This window comes from Eggerthella sp. BIOML-A1, assembly GCF_009875595.1.
GTDB classification, from domain to species: domain Bacteria; phylum Actinomycetota; class Coriobacteriia; order Coriobacteriales; family Eggerthellaceae; genus Eggerthella; species Eggerthella lenta.
In genome coordinates this window covers 312,623-331,687 of sequence record NZ_WWRZ01000002.1, presented here as the reverse complement: position 1 = coordinate 331,687, position 19,065 = coordinate 312,623, and the positions used below count along the sequence as shown (strand labels likewise).

The 19,065-nt window shown below is 64.5% G+C and carries 15 protein-coding genes; 7 read left to right on the top strand and 8 right to left on the bottom strand.

Annotation, left to right across the window (positions count from 1 at the left end; all coding sequences use genetic code 11):
• Positions 1-41: 41 nt before the first annotated feature.
• Both GT590_RS03255 and GT590_RS14455 read right to left on the bottom strand, forming a co-directional pair.
• The gene (locus tag GT590_RS03255) at positions 42-782 is read right to left on the bottom strand and encodes a hypothetical protein (RefSeq protein ID WP_035585945.1); all 741 of its coding nucleotides are present in this window, start codon (positions 780-782) and stop codon (positions 42-44) included.
• 204 nt (positions 783-986) lie between these two features.
• Entirely contained in the window at positions 987-1,562 is a 576-nt protein-coding gene (locus tag GT590_RS14455; protein WP_114533644.1) for a helix-turn-helix transcriptional regulator, read from the bottom strand.
• A 185-nt stretch (positions 1,563-1,747) separates the two neighbouring features.
• Here GT590_RS14455 and GT590_RS03245 point away from each other — a divergent pair, with 185 nt between their 5' ends.
• Together GT590_RS03245 and GT590_RS03240 are read left to right on the top strand one after the other, a co-directional pair.
• Positions 1,748-2,551, top strand: a complete 804-nt coding sequence (locus tag GT590_RS03245) for a hypothetical protein (protein ID WP_114533645.1) — start codon at positions 1,748-1,750, stop codon at positions 2,549-2,551.
• Positions 2,552-2,731: 180 nt separating this feature from the next.
• Positions 2,732-3,778, top strand: coding sequence for a hypothetical protein (locus GT590_RS03240; RefSeq protein ID WP_114533646.1), 1,047 nt, complete (start codon positions 2,732-2,734; stop codon positions 3,776-3,778).
• Between the two features lie 113 nt (positions 3,779-3,891).
• Here GT590_RS03240 and GT590_RS03235 read toward each other — a convergent pair whose 3' ends face one another.
• On the bottom strand, positions 3,892-4,788 hold the full coding sequence (locus GT590_RS03235) for an NAD(+)/NADH kinase (RefSeq protein WP_114516329.1): 897 nt from the start codon (positions 4,786-4,788) through the stop codon (positions 3,892-3,894).
• 67 nt (positions 4,789-4,855) lie between these two features.
• On the opposite strand from GT590_RS03235, the gene GT590_RS03230 reads away from it, so the two are divergent.
• On the top strand, positions 4,856-6,955 hold the full coding sequence (locus GT590_RS03230) for a murein biosynthesis integral membrane protein MurJ (RefSeq protein WP_114552185.1): 2,100 nt from the start codon (positions 4,856-4,858) through the stop codon (positions 6,953-6,955).
• A gap of 39 nt (positions 6,956-6,994) precedes the next feature.
• A complete protein-coding gene (locus tag GT590_RS03225; protein ID WP_161170892.1) occupies positions 6,995-7,900 on the top strand; it encodes a LysR family transcriptional regulator in 906 nt (301 codons plus the stop codon).
• A 48-nt stretch (positions 7,901-7,948) separates the two neighbouring features.
• On the opposite strand, the gene GT590_RS03220 is transcribed toward GT590_RS03225, so the two are convergent.
• Positions 7,949-9,802, bottom strand: a complete 1,854-nt coding sequence (locus GT590_RS03220; protein ID WP_114513381.1) for an FAD-binding protein — start codon at positions 9,800-9,802, stop codon at positions 7,949-7,951.
• Between the two features lie 196 nt (positions 9,803-9,998).
• Between GT590_RS03220 and GT590_RS03215 the strand changes: the two genes are divergently transcribed.
• Positions 9,999-11,516, top strand: a complete 1,518-nt coding sequence (locus tag GT590_RS03215) for a helix-turn-helix transcriptional regulator (RefSeq protein WP_147271538.1) — start codon at positions 9,999-10,001, stop codon at positions 11,514-11,516.
• Between the two features lie 78 nt (positions 11,517-11,594).
• Here GT590_RS03215 and GT590_RS03210 read toward each other — a convergent pair whose 3' ends face one another.
• The 3 genes from GT590_RS03210 to asnB form a co-directional block, all read right to left on the bottom strand.
• Positions 11,595-13,220, bottom strand: coding sequence for an FAD-dependent oxidoreductase (locus tag GT590_RS03210; protein ID WP_161170891.1), 1,626 nt, complete (start codon positions 13,218-13,220; stop codon positions 11,595-11,597).
• Positions 13,221-13,252: 32 nt separating this feature from the next.
• Positions 13,253-13,723 carry a hypothetical protein gene (locus GT590_RS03205; RefSeq protein WP_021409520.1) on the bottom strand — a complete coding sequence of 157 codons (471 nt, stop codon included), beginning with the start codon at positions 13,721-13,723 and terminating at the stop codon, positions 13,253-13,255.
• 510 nt (positions 13,724-14,233) lie between these two features.
• Positions 14,234-16,195, bottom strand: a complete 1,962-nt coding sequence (gene asnB / locus GT590_RS03200; RefSeq protein WP_161170890.1) for an asparagine synthase (glutamine-hydrolyzing) — start codon at positions 16,193-16,195, stop codon at positions 14,234-14,236.
• Positions 16,196-16,453: 258 nt separating this feature from the next.
• Here asnB and GT590_RS03195 point away from each other — a divergent pair, with 258 nt between their 5' ends.
• Together GT590_RS03195 and GT590_RS03190 are read left to right on the top strand one after the other, a co-directional pair.
• On the top strand, positions 16,454-17,740 hold the full coding sequence (locus GT590_RS03195; RefSeq protein WP_114516332.1) for a carboxylate--amine ligase: 1,287 nt from the start codon (positions 16,454-16,456) through the stop codon (positions 17,738-17,740).
• Positions 17,741-17,798: 58 nt separating this feature from the next.
• Positions 17,799-18,134 (top strand): DUF1648 domain-containing protein, encoded by a 336-nt coding sequence (locus tag GT590_RS03190; RefSeq protein ID WP_114516333.1) that lies wholly within the window; start codon positions 17,799-17,801, stop codon positions 18,132-18,134.
• 38 nt (positions 18,135-18,172) lie between these two features.
• On the opposite strand, the gene map is transcribed toward GT590_RS03190, so the two are convergent.
• Entirely contained in the window at positions 18,173-18,943 is a 771-nt protein-coding gene (gene map, locus GT590_RS03185; protein ID WP_009306278.1) for a type I methionyl aminopeptidase, read from the bottom strand.
• Between the last annotated feature and the right edge of the window lie 122 nt (positions 18,944-19,065).

The following is a 19,065-nucleotide window of genomic DNA, read 5'->3' as shown; positions in this document are numbered from 1 at the left end:
TTGCCAGATGTGCTCTACGCATCTTCTTTGCAGAAGGCCCCTTAGCCTTCGACGTTCAAAACAATTTCAGCGGCCGCCTGGCCGGTCTGCTTGTGCGTCTCGCGATCGTAGCCGGTGAACGTGGCCACGGCGGCGTACTGTCCGGGATCAAGATCCTTCGTCAGCTTGATCGTTTGAATATGCTGGTCGGGCGCTATGGCAGCCGACTCGTACACCGTCTCGCCCGAATCTTTCAGCGTGATGACCACTTTCTGGTCCATCGGGTTCGCCGCGATGTTCTCGATGCGCGCCTCCCCCTCGGATGCGCCGTCGGGGAACGTGATGGAGGCCGCGATGGAGATGTTCATCATGCCCTTCGCCACTTCCTCGTTAAGCGCCGCCTGGATCTCTTCCTTCGACTTGCCCTCGAACTGGCCTTGCGCGGCGTTCGAGTCGTACCAGTCTTCCAGCGCAGGCTGCTGCGTCAGCACGACGCCAACCCCTACGGCAGCGCCCACGGCGACAACGGCCACCAGCGCGGCGAATACATGCTTGGACATGCCGAGGATCTTGCCGGTATTCTTGGCGGCGTCGGCAGCTATGTTGGAAATGGGATGCGAAGCGTTTGAAGCCCCGGCATCGGAAGCGTTGTCGACAGATGCCGGATCAGAAGTCGCGCCGAAACCATTGCCCTGCGCGACATCGCCGGCAGCGTTGTCGCCGCCCGTCTGGCGTTGAGTGGCATTTGGTTTGGCATCATCTACTGGAAGGCTCTGCGTGCTCGTCGTGTCTTGCTCGCTCATACGTACTGTACCCCTTATTCGACAGTCCCCCTGTCGTAAACACGAAAACTTAGTTAGCTAAGATACGCCACGGGCGATGGCAAGTCAATGGCGTTTGAAGGAATATTTGGAGCCACTAAAAAATTATTCAAACGATGACAATTTTGCCTATACGATCAGGCGATATGAATTATTCTGCAATGAGGTGCCGAGAGCGAGAAAGCCCTAAACAAGGCCCTTTCCCCCTATCGCCTGAACGAGCTCGTCCTTTCCCGTTACGCCCGTTTTGCGGTACAGATTGCGGATGTGGGTCTTCACCGTATCGCCCGACACGAACAGCTCTCGCGCGATCTCGGAGCGGGTGCAGCCTTTGAGCAGCAGCGCCAGAACCTCCTCCTCGCGCCGCGTCAGATCGAACGTCCGCGCCGCATGCGCGCACCGCGACTCGATCGAGCCCTCCTCCGTGCGGTAGCGATCGACGAGCCCCCGCAAATCCTCAACGCGCCGCCGCTCCAGCTCATCGGCCTGGGCCCACGTTTTCCGCAGAAGCGCGCCTACCGCTGCCGAGCATCCGCACAGAAGGGCTGCGAAAACGGCGGACGCGACGTTTCCGTACGCGTCGGTGAACGCGAGGCACCCGACCACCGCACCGGCGAACACGACAACGCAGTAGAACGCGAGAAGCAAATCCGCTCGCGCACGCCGATCGAAGTACGCGAAACGTGCGATGGCATAGCACGTGGCGCAAAACGTCGCGCCGACGCAGACAAGGATCACCGTCGTTGCTATCATGTCCGTCATACCGATTTCCTTCTCGAAACCATGCGCGTTCCGCCGCCCCCAACCTGGATCCTACAATAGCATGCGACCCAGATCAAAGCAGGGGTGAATTAAATCACCGTTGCAGCTTCGCCTTGCGCAATGGTAGGTTCGGCTCGAATCGAATCGGGAACCGACCCGATCGCCACCGACCGGAGGAGGCCGTCATGAAGAACACGCGAACCGTCCGCATAGCCGCAGGAACCGTCTGCTTGATCGTCGTAGCCCTCGCGATGGGATGGTTCGTAGGACGCTACATCCCAGGGGATCCCCGCGAGCCCGAGCCCCGCATCGGCGACGGGCTTGCGCCGAGAAGCGGGCTCGCCATCGAGAAGGTGATCGACGCCGATCCCGGCACGACGCTGAAGCTCAGCAACATCACGCAAGGTATCAAGTACATGCACACGGAAAGCGATCGGGAGCCGCTTTCCGCTGCAGCAGTCGAAAACTGGAAGGAATCAGGCAATTGGGAATACGATTGCCCCGACATCAACGTCTCCGTCCTCGAGACGAAAACCACGGGCACCGCAAGCTTTGCCGATTGGTATCCGAACTACAAGGCATCGAATTGGGAAGTGTACAACAACAGCAAGATCGTTGCCGTCACCCTGTCTATCACAAACGCATCGGAGGAAGATCTCGTATATTGGCAGGACATCCCTGAGTTCACCCTTTGGAGCCCGAACATCGCCAACCTCGACGGTTCTCTGGGTTCGGGCGCAATGCTCGACCAAGCCGCCTTCTGGGATACCAACCCGCCCCTTCGGTCATTCGACGAGAGCAGCACCGATCCCGACAGGGGACGCTATATCGATCTAAAACCAGGCGAATCTCAGACGCTCGTTTTCCCATTCAAGATCAACAAGAACAACCTCATCGACCAAAGCGCCTTCGACGAGCTCGATCCCTCCGACTTCTGCATCCAGACGGCTGATTACGATTCCGGCACCGCCTACCGCCTTTGGCTGTAAGCGCCCTCCTCCTTCCCGGGCCGCAACGCATCATCGCCCGAAAAACACGCCTCAGCCGCTGGAGCGTATTTTTCGGGCGATGATGTATCTTGCACGCATCCGTTTCGCGCGCTTCCATCGCTTGTCGGCACATGAGACAATAGAAACTGTAAAGAACGATCACGCGGAAGGGAGGCGCGTATGGGGAAGACTAACGACGCCGAAATGATGCGCCTCTTCTCCGAAGCCGAGCAACGGAAAACCTGCCTCGTTCCCCCAAGCCCACGCGTGCGCGAAACCCTGCGACGCCACGTTAAACAGGGGAAGGCCGTGCATCCCGCGCGAGGCATGTACGCACGCGCCTCCTACTGGCGTTCGCTCTCGAAGCCCCAGCAGGCACTCTGGATCTTGCGCGCAATGCAAACCTTGCATCCGACCTGGACGTTTTGCCATGAATCGGCCGCCCTCGCGTTTGGGCTGTCGGTTTCGCACGAGAAGCTGAACGAAGTCCACGTGGTCACCTCCCCCTCAAGTCGAAACGCATCTTCGGAAAGCGTCCATTGGCATATCGTGCAGAACGACGAACCCGTAATCGTGCAGGGGCTTCGCGTGACCTCGCTTGCCCGAACCGCTTTCGACTGCATGCGCACCGCAGACTTCAAACGGGCGCTTGCCATCGCCGACAGCACGCTGCGCCTCAGCGGAAGATCGGGCAGCTCGTTCGCATCCAGTTTCAAGCGTATGCGCGGCAGCTGCGCCGGAACGGTTCATGCCGCAAGGACAATGTACTATGCCGACGCCCTCAGCGAGAGCGGCGGCGAGTCGATGGCACGGGCCGCCATGATCGAGCTAGGGTTCGCGCTCCCGCAGCTCCAGGTTTCTTTTCCAAGGCCCTTGGATCGCAATCGCTCGTTTCGCGTCGACTTCCTTTGGACGAGGCTCGACGGCAGCAAGGTCATCGGCGAGTTCGATGGAAAGCAGAAGTACGAAGACGAAGCTATGCGCAACGGCCGTACGCCCCTGCGTGTGTTGGCCGACGAACAGCATCGGGAGTCCCAGCTCACTTTGCTCGGCATGCCGATCGTGCGATTTTCGTACGGAGACATCCTCAACGCAAACCGTTTCGCGAGCCTTCTGAAGCTCTACGATATCCCGCACAGCGATGAAATAGCCCGAACCGAGCGTCGCCTGGCACGCTCGAAATTGCTCACAGCGCAGATATTCACCGTCGAATCCCTGGAAACGTGACGAATCAGTCGCCCGGGAGGGTGCATCATCGCCCGAAAAACACGCCTCAGCGGCTGGAGCGTGTTTTTCGGGCGATGATGGGTTTCGACTGCCGCAGGGGCATTGCCAACCTCTTAGAAGAACACCTTGGCGGCGTGCTCGTAGAATCCGTCATGCCGGTAGCGCAGCAGCGTGGTGGGAACGGCTCCGCGGCTGACGTAGACGCGCTTCACCGGCGCGTCGAACGAGAGCAGCTCGCCGTCTGCGAACAGCGCGGCCTCGCGGGGATCGCGGTTGAGCGACAGGTCCATCTCCACCACGTCGTTGGCCGCCGTCACGATAGCGCGCGAATGCAGGGTGTGCGGCGCCAGCGGCACGGCCACCAGGCCGTTGAAGCCGGGAGCCACCAGCGGCCCGCCCGCCGACAGCGCGTAAGCCGTCGACCCGGTGGCCGTTGCCACCACCAGCCCGTCGCCGCGCATGTCGGCGATGTGCGCGCCCGAGATGCCCAGCGAGAAGTCGATGATGCGCCCGTTGGCGCCGCGCGTCACGGCCAGCTCGTTGAGCGCGAAGAACGTGCGCGCCGGATCGTCCACGTCGTGCGCCGCCGCCTCATCGTCGTCGCCCCACGGGTCGGGCTCGCCCTCGCACACCACGTCGATGCGCAGGTTCGTGCGCTGCTCGGCCACCACGTCGCCCGCCAGCGCCGACGCAACCACGGCGATCACGCCCTCATCGCCCGTGTTCGCCAGAAAGCCCAACCGTCCGAAATTGATGCCGAGAATGGGCACGCCCGAGGTCCCGATCTGGCGAGCCGTGCGCAGGATGGTGCCGTCGCCTCCCAGCACAACCGCCATCTCGACGCCCGACGCCAGCGCTCCGTTCAGCTCCTCATGGTCGCAGCGGCACGACAGATCGGACGAATCGACCAGCGTGTAGTCCAGGCCCTGCGTGGCCAAATACGTTGCGAGCAGCAGCGATGCGTCCACGGCTTGCGAGTTGGAATTATTGCGTACGATGAGGATGTGCATGAGGGTCTTCTTTCCGGGTTTGCTATGATGGGGTCATTATATCCGAAGCATGAGGAAGCGTTCGTCCATGTCCGACAAGCTCGCACGAGCTCAACACACGCGCGTTGCCGAACCGGCACTCGAGCAGCCCGCCGAAGCGCCTCGACGCCCCCAGCGCACGCACGTGCGCGCTGCCGACCCCGGTTCGACGTCGGAGATCAGGGTGGGCGGCCGCCACGCCGGGCTCGACCGCACCGTCATCGCGGCGGCCGTGGCCCAGCAGGTCGTTCCCAAGCCGCAGCCTCGCCTCGATCCGACGAGCGCGAAAGCGCGTCTGCGCGCGGCCGCTCCCGGAGAAACCTCGGAGATCCGCATCGGCGGCCGCCACGCCGGCCACGACCGCACTACGCCGCCTCGAGACCCCTTCGAGCCCTCGACCCCCGATCCGCGCGAAGCCGCCCGCTCGGCGCCCAGCTCGCGCGCCGAGCGGGCGGCGTTTCCCGGATCGACCTCGGAGCTTCCCATCATCAGCAAGCACGCGGGCGCCGATCGCACGCTGGCCCGCGCCCCGCAGCCAGAGCACGAGCCGGAAGACACCGCCGCCGCTGTCGGGTCGTCGGCAGCGCTCATCAGCGTGTGCGTGATGATCTCGCGCATCACCGGCTTCGCTCGCACGTGGATCATGGCGTTCGCGCTGGGATCGACGCTGCTGTCCAGCTCGTACCAGGTGGCGAACGGGCTGCCGAACATGCTGTACGAGATGGTGGTGGGCGGCATCCTCGTGACGGCGTTTCTGCCCGTGTACCTGTCGGTGAAGAAGAAGCTGGGGCAGCAGGCCGGCAACCAGTACGCGTCGAACCTGCTCACGCTCGTGGTGCTGTTCCTCGGCATCATCTCCGCGCTGTGCATCGCGTTCCCGTCGGTGGCCATCTACACGCAAAGCTTCTACTCCGATCAAACCGAGATGGCCCAGTCGGTGTTCTTCTTCCAGTTCTTCGCCATTCAGATCGTGTTCTATGGAGCGTGCGCTATCGTGTCGGGCCTGCTCAACGCGAATCGCGACTATCTGTGGTCGTCCATCGCGCCCGTGGCGAACAACGTCATCGTCATCGCCACGTTCATCCTGTACGCCGTCGTGGCGCCGCAGAACCAGGAGATGGCGCTGTACATCATCGCCATCGGCAACCCGCTGGGCGTGTTCGTGCAGCTGGCCATCCAGCTGCCGGCGCTCAAGAAGAACGGCATCCGCATACGTCCCCGCGTTGATTTCCGAGACCCCGCGCTACGCGAGACGCTGGGGCTGGGCATCCCCGCGCTGTTCGTCATGCTGTGCTCCACCATCGTGGTTTCGGTGCAGACGGCGGCGGCTTACGGGTTCTCCGACAATGGCCCGTCCATCCTGCTGTACGCGCGCCAATGGTTCACGCTCCCCTACGCGTTTCTCGCAGTACCCATCACCACCGCCATGTTCACCGAGCTTGCCGACATGCAGGCCGAAGGCGACGCCGAGGGCGTGAAGCGCGGCATCATCGGCGGCACGAACCAGATCCTGTTCTTCATGATCCCCTTCGCGCTGTACCTCATGGTGTTCGCGCTGCCACTGGTCACCCTGTACCATGCGGGCGCGTTCACCATGGACAACGTCAACTCCATCGCCACGTACATGACCGTGCTGGCCTTCGCCCTTCCTGTGTACGGCGTGAACACGTACTTGCAGAAGATCTTCTCCAGCTTGCGGAAGATGGGCGTGTTCGCGGCGTTCAATTTCGTGGCCGGCGCGGCGCAGATCGCGCTCACGATGTTCGGCGCGGCCAACGTCGAGCGCTTCCCCATCGAGATCATCGCGGCGGCCGAGGTGCTGTTCTACGTGGTTGCCGACGTGTGCCTGTTCGCCTACCTGCGCCGCCGCCTCGGGCCGTTCGGCCTGCGGTCGGTGGCGAAAGCGTGCGCGCGCGGCATTCTGTTCGGCGGCCTGGGCGCCGCGGCGGGCGGCGGCGTGCTGTTCGCGCTGCAGATGTTTGTCGCGCCGCTGTCCGGTTCCATCCCGCAGGCCCTCGCCTACGTGCTGGCCGGTGGCATCGTGGCGCTTGTGGTGACGTTCGGCCTGTCCATCAAGCTGCGCGTGCCCGAAGCCGCCTTCGTCGGCTCCATCGTGGGCAAGGTGAAGGGCAAGCTGGGACGCGGATAGCGCCTGCGCGGGCGCAAGCGAGCACAGGGGAGGTGCTGCGTGGAGCTTCATCAGTTGAGATACCTGTCGGCCGTGGCGCATTGCGGAAGCGCGGCGAAGGCCGCCGAGGAGTTGTACATCTCCAAGCAGGCCGTCTCCAAGGCCATCCGCTCGCTCGAGCACGAGACGGGGTTCGAGCTGTTCGACCGCGACGACGGGATGCGCCTCACCGAAAACGGCCGCGAGATTCTCGTTCACGCCGAAGCGGTGCTGCGCGAGCTGGACGAGATCGACCTGTACGTGCAAGCGCAGGGCGCGGGCGCGCGGCAGAAGGAATCGCTGGCCATCGCATTCAAATCGTTCCCGCTCGATTACCTGTTCTTCAACGAGGGCCACGAAGCAGCGGCGCTCATCGACGAGTTCGTCTCCCGCACGCCCGGATGCCGCGCATCCACGTTCAAGATGTCCGACACCGCCATCTTGAACGCCCTGGAGGAAGAGGCCGTCGACCTCGGCTTCGTGCACGGAGCCTACAAGCGCCCCGGCATCAAGCTCGTGCCGCTCTGCCCCGTGGAAACGCGCGTGATCACGCTGAGATCCAACCCTTTCGGCAGGAGGGCGTCCGTCCGCATCGCCGACCTCGAAAGGGTTCCCATCAGAAGTCCTTTCGACTTCGACCTGTTCACCAACGCCTTCATCGCCGCCTGCCACGAGCACGGCTTCGACCCGAGCTTTCGCAAAGTGCCGTTGAACGACGAGGCCATCGACGCGTTCTGCAGCGGCGGCGGGGTGCATCTGCAACCCTACGACCCCTGCATGGAGGAGGCCTACCCGCAGTCGGTCTTCATGCCGTTTTGCCCGAACGACCGGATCGACCTCCCCCTGTGCCTCGCCTACCGCGAGACGCTCGCGAAGCCGTTGGCGCTCAAGCTGGTCAGCTTCATCCGCAACGGCGCGCGGCGCTGAGGCCGGGCGCGCGGCGCGAGGACGCGGGCGCGCCCGGCGCATCGGGCGCTAGGCGTCCAGCAGCGATTTCGCCGCGATCCACCCGGTGATCCAGCTCGTGCCTACGCCGCCGAACACCGTCGAGTTCCAGAAGCAGCCGTAGTTCGCCTCGCCGGACAGCCCGCCGGCCGTGGTCGCGTTCGCGTACAGACCGTCGATGAGCGTGCCGTCTTCGCGCATGACCTGCAGACGTTCGTCGGTGCGCAGGCCGCACATGGTCTTCGCCATCTGGCTGCCCACGATGGCGCCGTAGAACGGCGGATCCTGCACGGGATGCAGCCACGTCGGATCGTACGGCGTGGACATCTCCTCGTCGACGCCCTTCGCGCACAGCTCGTTGTACTCCTTCACGGCGCGCACCAGCACGTCGCGGTCGAGCAACAGCATATCGGCCAGCTCCTCGATGGTGTCGGCTTTCTTCACGGCGCCGCGCTCCACCGCCTCGTCCACCTCGGCCAGCCAATCCGCCGACACGAGGCCCTTCGTGTCGATGAGCGTGCTGGCGTCGGTGATGGGGATGCGGTTACGGTCGGTGCCCTCGTCGGTGAGCACGTTCTTCTCGAACACGGTGGTCGGGAAGTTCGAGTCGCAGATGGAGTACACGTGGTGCCCTACGGCCGACATCCACGCGGCGCAGTTGCTGAGGTCGCCCATCTGCCCGCCCGGGTTCGCAAACAGCTCCTGCGTGGCTGCGAAGTACGGCTGGCGGTTGCCGCGCTTGTCGATGATGAGCCACGGGTTGTGGAACAGCTGGCGCTCGCCGTGCCAGAAGTAGTGCCAGAACTGACCGTCGCCGCCCGCCGTCTCCTCGTCGATGGCTCCTTCCCAGCAGCTCCAGGAGTCGAAGCCGGAGAAATCGGCGCCCATGCCCAGACCCATGCGGAACGCCTCGCCCGTGTGCGACGGCATAGGGCCGCCCTGCACGGTGCCTTCGTAGGCGCTCGGCAGGTAGGCGCGGATGAGGTCGCGGTTCATGCCGAAGCCGCCCGCGCATAGGATGACGCCTTTCGATGCCTTGACGTAGCGCTCTTCGCCGTCCGTCCCCTTCGCGACGACGCCAACCACGCGGTCGCCGTCGGCGACGAGCTTCTCGCACTTCGTCGACAGGCGAATGTCGGCGCCCGTCGCCAGCGCGACGGCCTCCATGGCGTTCGTGGGGTTGTTCATGCCCAGCACGACGCTCTGCTTGCCGCTATGGACGTCGGCATCGTGCCAGATGGGGCCGAAGCACTCCATGTTCATGCCGTCCTGCTCCATGATCCAGTCGCACGCCGCGCCCGACATGAGCAGCTGGTTCATGAGGAACTTCTCGTCGATGGAGTACGCGTTCTGTTCCTCGTACATGCGGGTGAACTCCTTGGCATCGGGCGGGAACGCGGGCACGCCGAACTCAAGCGCGTTCTGGTCCTTCGAGCCGCCGAACACGTTGGCGAAGGTGCAGGCGTGACGGCTCGCACCGCCCACCTGGCCCTCCTTCTCGATACCGATGACCTTGAGCCCCTGCTGCGCGAGAAACGCCGTGGCCACGATTCCGCCTCCGCCCACGCCGACGATGACCACGTCGGCCTCGTCGTCCCAGGACGCCGGCGGCTCGACCGGCAGGATGGGCGCCGCGTCGGGCAGGTTGGCGTCGTGCACGCGCTCGACAAGCCGCGCGGTCACCTCGTCGGCAGACGCGGCAGCGTCGGCCGCCTGCGCCTTCTTGGACGATGCCGGCGCGGCCGCGCATCCCGAGAGCGCCATCCCGCCCAGCGCGGCGACGCTGGCGGCCAGGCCGCCCTTGACGAACGTCCTGCGCGAGAAGCCGCCGTTCGCGTTCGCGTTGTTCGATTCCCCATGATTCGTTGATGTAGACGTATCCACGTGATCCCTCCAGTCACTCGAATGTATGCGATGCCCGAGCCGCACAAGGCCCGGCATCGTCGCTTGATGCCCCTCGAGGTGATGCTTCGTTCAACACGTGTTTCAGCGCTGTCAGCGTACCACGCCCCGCACGCAGCCCCCGTCATGCATGCATTGACGAGGGGGCAACTTCTCGTTGTCGGAGGGAGGTCGTGCTATGATTGCCCCGACCGCATACCTCGTCTCTAGAAACGGTGCTATGAACTTCAAGGCTTTGAGCGGCTCCTCCTCGTGGCTCGCCATCGTCGGCGCAAGCTTCTTCTGGTCGTGGATGGACCGCGCCATGTTCGGCGACTCCCTGTACTTCGCGCTGGCGCCCTCCGACGGAAGCCTTGGCCCTGCGCTCGAACTGGCCCAGACCTCGTTCATCGTCATGCTGGCTGCGAGCGTGGCCGTGTTCGCAGCGTGCGCGGCACGCGCCCGAAGCGGAGGCTCGTCGGTGTGGAGCGTGAAGCTCACCGCGACGGCCGCGGCGCTCGGCTTCGCCGGCAACGTCGCCGTCTTCGTCGCTTCGAGCCTCGGCGCGACGGTGCCCACCGTGGCCGGCGCGTTCGCTTCGGGCTGCGCCATGGCCGTCTTCAACGTGTCGTGGGGACGCGTTTGCGTGGCGCAGGGACCCGCGAAGGCTATGACGCACATCTCGGGCGCCTGGGCGCTCGGACTCGTCGTCAACGTCCTGACGGAGGGGCTCGTCCCCTTCGCCGAGGGAGTCTTCGTCGCCATCCTGCCGCTGCTCTCCTGCGCGCTCTACATGGCCGATGCGCGGCTGCAGAGCCGTGAGCCGTACCGCATCGACGTAGCCGAGGGGAAGCTCGAGCCCGCACGTCCCGCCAAGGTGCAGCTGCTCGGCATCGACGTGCGCTTCCCTCTGTGCATACTCGCCTTCTGCATCGCGTTCGGCCTCATGTGCAGCTTCGAGATATTCTCCCCCGCCGAAGCCGCCCCGAGCTCCGTGTTCGACATCGTGGGGCTGCGGGGCATCGTGGCGCTGCTGTTCTTCGTAGCCAGCCTGACCGCGCTCGCGCGCCACATGGAGCTGCTGTTCAACGCATGCCTCTCGTTCATGGTGTTCGGCCTGCTGGCCATGACCGTCGGGCTGTACACGAACGACGTGCAGGGGCTCGCGCGCCTGTTCATCCCCATCGGCTACGCCGGCTTCGACATCCTCGTGTGGACGCTCATCGCCTTCTACGGCAAAACGACCCCCGCCTCGCTCGTGCGCATCGTGGCGGTGGCCATGGGCGCCGAGCAGGCGGGCATCCTGATAGGGCAGCTCATCGGCATCGGGTTGGGCGGCGCGGCGAACGCGGCGAACAACGTGGTGCTCATGGTACTGAGCTACCTCTTGCTGCTCGCCGTGATGGGCCTCGCGCGCCTATGCACGGTGCTGTGGCGCCGCCAGCGCGCCGACGGTCGCGAAGCGGCGGACAGCGCCGTCCGCGATGGCGAAGCGGCCGACGACCACCTCGACCGCTTCGCCGACGCCTACGGCCTCACCAGCCGCGAGCGCGACATCTTCGCGCTGTTCGCCGAGGGCCGCAGCGCCCCCTACATCGCCGAGATGCTCGTGCTTTCCGAGAACACGGTGAAAACCCACCTGCGCCACATCTACACGAAGTGCAACCTGCACAACCGCCAGGACCTGCTCGACGCCATCGAAGCCTTCAAGGGCTGACCTTCCCCGAAACGCACGAGGGCCCGGCACAGCGGCCGGGCCCGTCGCACGGGGAGGGAGCGAAATCGATGCGAGGAGCTACGCCTTCAACAGCTCGTGCGCCTGGTTGGCGGCGGCGCGCCCGCCGTTCAGGCACTCGGCGCTGGCCGAGCCGGGCACGTCCATCGGGTACACGTCGCGATACAGCATGATGCCGTCGAGGCCGATGACGAACACGTTCTCCATCACGCCGCCCTGTTCGAGCACGGGACGGAAGTGCCGGTCGGTCTTCACGCCGCCGAGCGGGCCTTCCATGCACTCGTGGATGCGGCCGATGTAGAACGGGGGCGTCTCGATGGGCAGCAGGTACGCGGCCTCCTTGCCGAAGATGTCGTCGACGCCGGCGGCGCACTTGGCGTTGTAGTCGTCCACGGCGGCCTTGAGGGCGGCAGGATCGAGGCCCGTCTGCTTCGCCGCCTCCTCCAGCGTATCGGCGCGGTAGCCGTCATCGCCCTCGGCGATGATCTTCTCCCATTGCGCCGCCACGTCGACGCCCCACTCGTCGGCGTTCGCCTTGTCGTCGGCGATCTGCTTCTCGAAGATGGCCTGGTCGAACACCGTGTAGGCGATACCGTTCTGCTCGTGTATGGGCGCCGACTGCGTGATCTGGTTCTCCACGCGGAACACGAGGCTCTCGTCCACGAACCGGTCGCAATCCTGGTTGACCCAGAGGAACGGGCCTCCGAAGCAGAACTCCGTCCACAGCGGGCCGAACACCTCCACCTGATGGCTGATGCGGTTGTATTTCAGGTAGCACACGCCGGTGAACTCGGCTGCGCCCGCCGCCAGCACCATGTTCACGCCATCGCCGAAGTGGCCGGGCGTGCCGATGCGCTCGAGCGTCTCCAGGTTGAAGCCGTGCTTCTGCAGGCGCTTGTCGTCGTTGGCGAATCCGCCCGTGGCCAGCACCACGAACTTGGCCTCGTACTGCACCAGATCGCCGAACGCGTCGATGGCGTACACGCCGTTCACCTTGCCCGACTCGTCGTAGCTGAACTCGAGCGCGCGGTTATTCAGGCGGATGTCGGCGCCTGCGTCGCGCAGCTGCTGCTGCAAGGGCAGCACGTAGCCCACGTAGGCCGCGCCGTCCTTCCACCAGTGGAACGAGTCCACCTTGCCCGACGTCGCACCGCACGGGTAGTTGTCGATGAGCCCGTCGAGCTGGCAGCCGCACTCGTCCACAAGCCACTCTATGTTGTCGGCCGACGCGTCGATTAGGTCCTTGTACAAGAGCCCGTTCGGGCACCACTGCGCCTTACCCAGCTCCTCCTGCATGATCACCGAACGATCGCAGGTGACGCCCTGCTCCTTCTGGAAGCGGGAGTCAACGGCGAACGTGCCCTCCACGCCCTGGCCGTTGCCGCCGAGCGTGGCCTGGCCTTCCAGCAGGATGAAGTCGTCGCCGTTCTTGGCTGCCTGCACGGCGCAGGCCAGGCCCGAGAACCCGCCGCCCACGATGACGATGTCGGTGGGAATGACCTCCATCACCTCGTCGGGGTTCACCTCGATGCCCGAGCAGTTGATGGTCTCCTGTTTCGCGGATGCGCCGCCTGCGCCGGCTTCCGTCGTTTTCTGCGGCGCGCAGCCCGCCAGACCGCACACGGCCGCACCCGCCGCGCCCAGGGCTCCCAGGGTGACGAAGTTCCTCCGAGACATATCCTTCATGATCGTGCTCCTTCACGTGTGAGAATGGTCGCTTAGTTCTTGGAAAAACCCTTGTCGGCGCTGTAGGACACCGGCACGCCGTTCACGTTCATGCTCGCTTCGGTAACGGCGTAGCGATAGTTCACCTGCGTGCTGTCCTCGCGCGCCGTGCTCGCCTGCACGGCCTGGATGGACACGGTGATGCTCACGTCCTGCACGTCCAAATCGGCGACCTTCTTGTACTGGAGCAGCTTGTCGAAGAACTCGGCGTAGGCCGGATCGTCCTGCGAGATGGTTGCAGGGCTGTCGGCGTCGGTCAGGCCCATGTCCATCATCGTGAACAGATCGCCCGCCGCCATGATCACCTGCTTGGCGTTCGTGCGATCTTCGCCCGACACTTCGGCGGCCGCGCCGCCTCCGCCGCCGCATGCCGCCAGGCCCAACATGGCCGCCAGCGCGAGCGAGACGAGCGCGATCAGTCCCGTCCTCGCCGTCTTCTTACCTGCAATCGTGGTTCCTTCCATGGTTCCCCTTCCTTTGTTCGGAATCCTCCCGCACCATGCGGTGCACCTCGCATGATGGCGGACGCAAGCAGCGCCCGCGACACACGAAAGGAACGAATCCCGAAGCAAGACGAAGTTCACCAGAAAAGGATTACATCGAAGAAAAGCGCTGATGGGGAGCGCTTCGACCCGAAAGAGCGGGTGCGACGCCAGGCGACGGCGGCGGGCGATCGCCGCATTGCGAGGATCGTGCGCCGTCGCTGCGCGAACCCTCGCCGAGAGTCGTTTGGCAGATTTTGGGAGTTTTTCGTCGTTTCACGGCCGCGCGGCGGCGCTTCGCGGCTTCGCCTTTTCACGACTGCAGCAACGAGCCTGGTCAGCAGATCGCCGTTTTTCCGTCCTCCCGAAGAGCACGCGAATTGCGACGAATTTCTCCAAGTTTCTGCCATCAAGCCGTCAAGCCGGTTGCCAACCGCCGGCGACTGCGCGATACAAAAAAAGCGGCGAGGGAATCGCCCCCGCCGCTTTCGCTTACGCCACCTTCGTCTTCGGCTTCAGCTGCTCGCTCGACTTCCCGAAGAACACTTCGTACCAGCACAGGAAGCAGTAGATGTTCCAGATGCGCATCATCTTGAGCTTGCCGCGGCCCTCCACCGTGGAGAAGTCGGCCGACTTGTGGTCGTCGAGCATCTGCACGAGGTAGTCCACGTTGAAGAACTCGTGCGCGGCCTCGCTCGTGAACGCCTCCTTGATGCGGTCGTAGTAGAGGTCGGTCTGCAGCCACACGGTCAAAGGCGTGATGAACGGCTGCTTGGGCATGTTCGCCACCTTCTTCTGGAAGCCCAGCTTGCTCGCAGCCACGCGCAGCGCGTACTTCGCGTGGTCGTCGTCCACGCGGCAGGCCGTGGGCAGCTGCAGCGCCACGTCGAGCACCTTCTTGTCGAGGAACGGCACGCGCAGCTCGAGCGACTGAGACATGGACATCTTGTCGGCCTTGAGGCAGATGTCGAACGGCATGTAGCTGACCATGTCCACGTACTGCGTCTGCGTGATGATGTCGAGGTCTTGCTTTGCCGCCTCGTCGAAGTGCGGCTTGCACCACTCCCACGGCTTGCAGGGACCGTCGTAGTCCTTCAGCACGTTGGGAATCTCGTCCCACATGTAGTTCATGCTCGCACGCTGATAGCTCTTCTCGGGGCCGCCCGAGCCGCGCATCGCGAAGCGGCGCCCGTGGAAGGAGGGGAGCTTCTCGGCCACGGCGCCCGCGGCGGCGCGCAGAGGACGCGGCACCTTGAAGTACTTGTCGAACTCGAACTGGTCGTGGTAGATCCAATAGCCGCCGAACAGCTCGTCGGCGCCCTCGCCCGACTGCACCACCTTCACCTGCTCGCGCGCCAGCTTGCTGACGAAGAACAGCGGGATGGCGCTCGGCGCGCCGAGCGGCTCGTCCATGTGATACTGCTCGGTGGGCACGATGTCGAGGAACTCCTGCGCGTCGACCTTCACCTGCCAGTTCGGCAGCTGCGCCCATTCGGCGAACGCCGTGGCGTCGTCCAGCTCGTTCAGCTTGATGTCAAAGTCGGGCAGCGCGTCGATCTCGGCCAGCTTGTCCTCGCAGCCGATGTCGTAGCCCACCGAGAACGTCTTGATGTCGGGAGCGTGCTGCCCCATGCAGTACGCGGCCAGCGAGCTGTCGATGCCGCCCGACAGGAAGCTGCCGATCTCCACGTCGGCGATCTCATGCGCCGCCACCGATTCGTCGAACACGCGGTTGATCTCGTCGGCCCACTCGTCGAGCCCCTTGGACTCGTCGATCTTGTACGTGATGCGGTAGAAGCACTCGACGTTCAGCTCGCCGTTCTCGAACACCATGAAATGGCCGGGCAGCAGCTTGTGGACGTCCTTGAACATGGTCTGCGAGTCGTTCATGTACTCGAAGCACAGGTACTGCGGCAGCATCTCGCGGTTGAGCTCTTTGCGGAACGCCGGATGCGCCAGAAACGCCTTGATCTCGCTGCCGTAGATGAGGCGGTTGCCGTCGTGCTGGTAGTAGAACGGCTTGATGCCGAACAGGTCGCGCGCGCACACGAGGCGCTTCTTCGGCGCGTCCCAGATGGCGATGGCGAACATGCCGCGCAGCTTCTCGAACACGTCCGTGCCCCACGCCTCGTAGCCGTGGACGATGGTCTCGGTGTCGCCGTTCGTGACGAAGGCGTAGCCGAGCGCCTCGAGCTCGGCGCGCAGCTCCTGGAAGTTGTATATCTCGCCGTTGAACGTGACGGTTACGGTGCCGTCGGCGTTCTGCATGGGCTGGCGCGAGCCCTCCAGGTCGATGATGCTCAAGCGGCGGAAGCCCATGGCGATGTCGTCGTCCACGAAGAAGCCCTCGTCGTCGGGCCCGCGATGGGCGATGCGATCGGCCATGTCCTTGACGACGGCCTTGTTGGTATCGGTATCGTAATCGACCGCGGTGAATCCCACGAATCCGCACATATGATCGGCTCCTCCTGCGTGCGCGCCTGCGCTTCTCGCGCGGCGGGTGCGTTCATATCCTTCGATATGATACGCCACCGTCGCGCAATCCCCAAGGGCGGCGATGGAAACCCCATATCCAGACGCAGCCCCCAGCCCGCAGCCAACGGATCGCCGCCCCGCGTTTCTCGGCTCTTCACGGAGATTCGCTTCCCGCGCCACGCCGAAAGCGAGCTATGGGATAATGCTGCGGTATACCGTACATAAGGAGAACCCGACATGCCCGCTTCACCCCGCATCGCATCTACCGCCGACGTCGCGCACCGCTTGCAGCCCGTCGTCGTGGGCGGCGACATCCTGGCCTACAGCTACGTGCGCGAGCTGCACCGCGCCTACGGCGTCGAGCGCACCATCGTGCTGGCCACGCAGGACATCAAGATGCTGTCGTCGAGCCGCTTCACCGACTACCGCCTGGAGCCGCTCATCCACGAGCCGGAAGGCCTCTACGACGCGCTCGAGCGCGTGGCCGCCCAAGTGCGCGCCGAGGACCCCGACCGCGTGCTGCTGGTGCTGGGCTGCGACGACTGCCACGCGCGCATGCTGTCATCGGGAAAGCCGCGCTTGGAAGCGGCCGGCTACACGGTTCCCTACATCGACTTCGACCTGCTGGACGACATCACGCAGAAGCGCCGCTTCTACGAGCTGTGCGACGAACTGGACATCCCCTACCCCCGCACCTGGTACTTCGATTGCAGCGAGAACGGCCCGGCCGAGCTGCCGGTGCAGGACTTCCCCTACCCGCTGATCGCGAAACCGTCGAACTCGGCTCAGTTCCAAGATGCCGACATACCCCGCAAGCGCAAGATCTACGAGATCGAAAGCGCCGAGGAGCTGGCTCAGGTGTGGCGCGACATCCGCACCTCCGATTACGGCAACGAGCTGGTGCTGCAGGACTTCATCCCCGGCGGCGACGACGCCATCCGCACGCTCACCACGTTCTCGGACGCCTCGGGCGAGGTGCGCGTGGTGTCGGGCGGTGTCGTATGCCTGCAGGACCACGACCCCACAGCACTCGGCAACCCGCTGTGCATCATGGGCGAGCGCGAGCCCGAGATCATCGCGTGCGCCAAGCGCTTCCTCATACGCACGGGCTACCGCGGCTTCGCGAACTTCGACATCAAGCTGGACGAGCGCGACGGCTCGTTCCGCTTCTTCGAGGTGAACACGCGCTGCGGCCGCAACACGTACTACATGAGCCTGGGCGGCCAGAACTTCGTCGAGCTCATCGTGCGCGAGTTCCTGCTGGGCGAGACCATCGACTACCGCGAGGCGTACGATCCGTTCGTCTACAGCTGCGTGCCGCGCTACGTGCTGGATCGCAGCATGGAGAACCGCGCGCGCCTGCAGCAGGCCCTCGAGACGCTGCGCCGCACCCCCGAGCCCTACCCGTTGCACTACGCGCCCGACTCGTTCATGCACAACGTCTGGGCGAAGGTGATGCACGTGAACCAGATCCCCAAGTTCAAGCGCTTCTACTGGGACACCGACGGCAAGCAGCTGAAGTAGCGAAATCCCATAAGGGGACGGTCCTCATTTGGAACATTTGCGTGAAGAAGGAGCAAGGATGAAACGTTCGGGATTGATCGCGATGATCGCGCTCACGCTGCTCCCGTTCGTCATGACCGGGCTCGCCGTTCTGTTCGTGCTGCCCGACACCATCCCGCTTCACGCAGGCGCAGGCGGCGTCGATCGCGTGGGCTCGAAGGTCGGCGCGTTTGAGCCGACCTTCATCATCGTGGGGTGCGGAGCGCTGTTCACGATTCTGTACGCGTTCATGGACAAGCTGACCGCGCGACACGGCTCCTATGCGCACGGCGGACGCATCGCCCTCATGTTCGCCCTCGTCTGGTTCAACGTCTTGCAACTCGTCTTCATCCTCTGGATGGCAACCGGTGTGTAAATGCCCAAAAGGCACCTGTTCCCAATGGGGACATTTTTCTACACCGGTCGCCTATGCCCCTCTTCGGTGGTCAGGATCACGGGGCCGTCCTCGGTGATGGCCACCGTCTTCTCGAAGTGCGCCGACGGCAGGCCGTCGCGCGTGCACACCAGCCATCCGTCGGGCATCTGGCGCGTCTTGTACGTGCCCAGGTTGATCATCGGCTCGATGGCCAGCACCATGCCCGCCTCCAGCTTCACGCCGGTGTGCTTGCGGCCGAAGTTCGGCACGTTGGGGTCTTCGTGCATGTCGCGCCCGATGCCGTGCCCCACGTACTCGCGCACCACGCCGTAGCCCGCTTCCTCGGCCACGCTCTGCACGGCGTGGCCGATGTCGCCCAGCCGGTTGCCCGGTCGCGCGGCGTCAAGCCCGGCCCACATGCACCGCTCGGTCACGTCCAGCAGGCGCTTCTTCTCCGGCGAGATCTTCCCCACCGCGTACGTCCACGCGTTGTCGCCCACCCAGCCGTCCACGATGGCGCCCGTGTCGATGGAGATGATGTCGCCCTCTTTGAGCACCACGCTGCGCGAAGGGATGCCGTGCACGATCTGCTCGTTCACCGATGCGCAGATGGAGCCGGGGAACCCGCCGTAGCCCTTGAACGCGGGCACGCCGCCTTCCGCTCGGATGAGCGCCTCGGCCAGCTCGTCCAGCTCGAGCGTGGACACGCCGGGCCGCACCTGCGCGCCCACCTCGCGCAGCACCTTGGCCGACACGCGGCCCGCTTCCTTCATGGCCTCGATCTCGGCCGGGGACTTCCTGATGATCATACGCGTTCGCACCTTGCCTTGTACGCCGTTGTTTGCCGTCGCCCAGTATAGCACTGCCGCCCCGGCTTCCGAGGCCGTTACATCCCTCCCACGACCCCGAAACGCCTCCGCGGCGGGCGGCA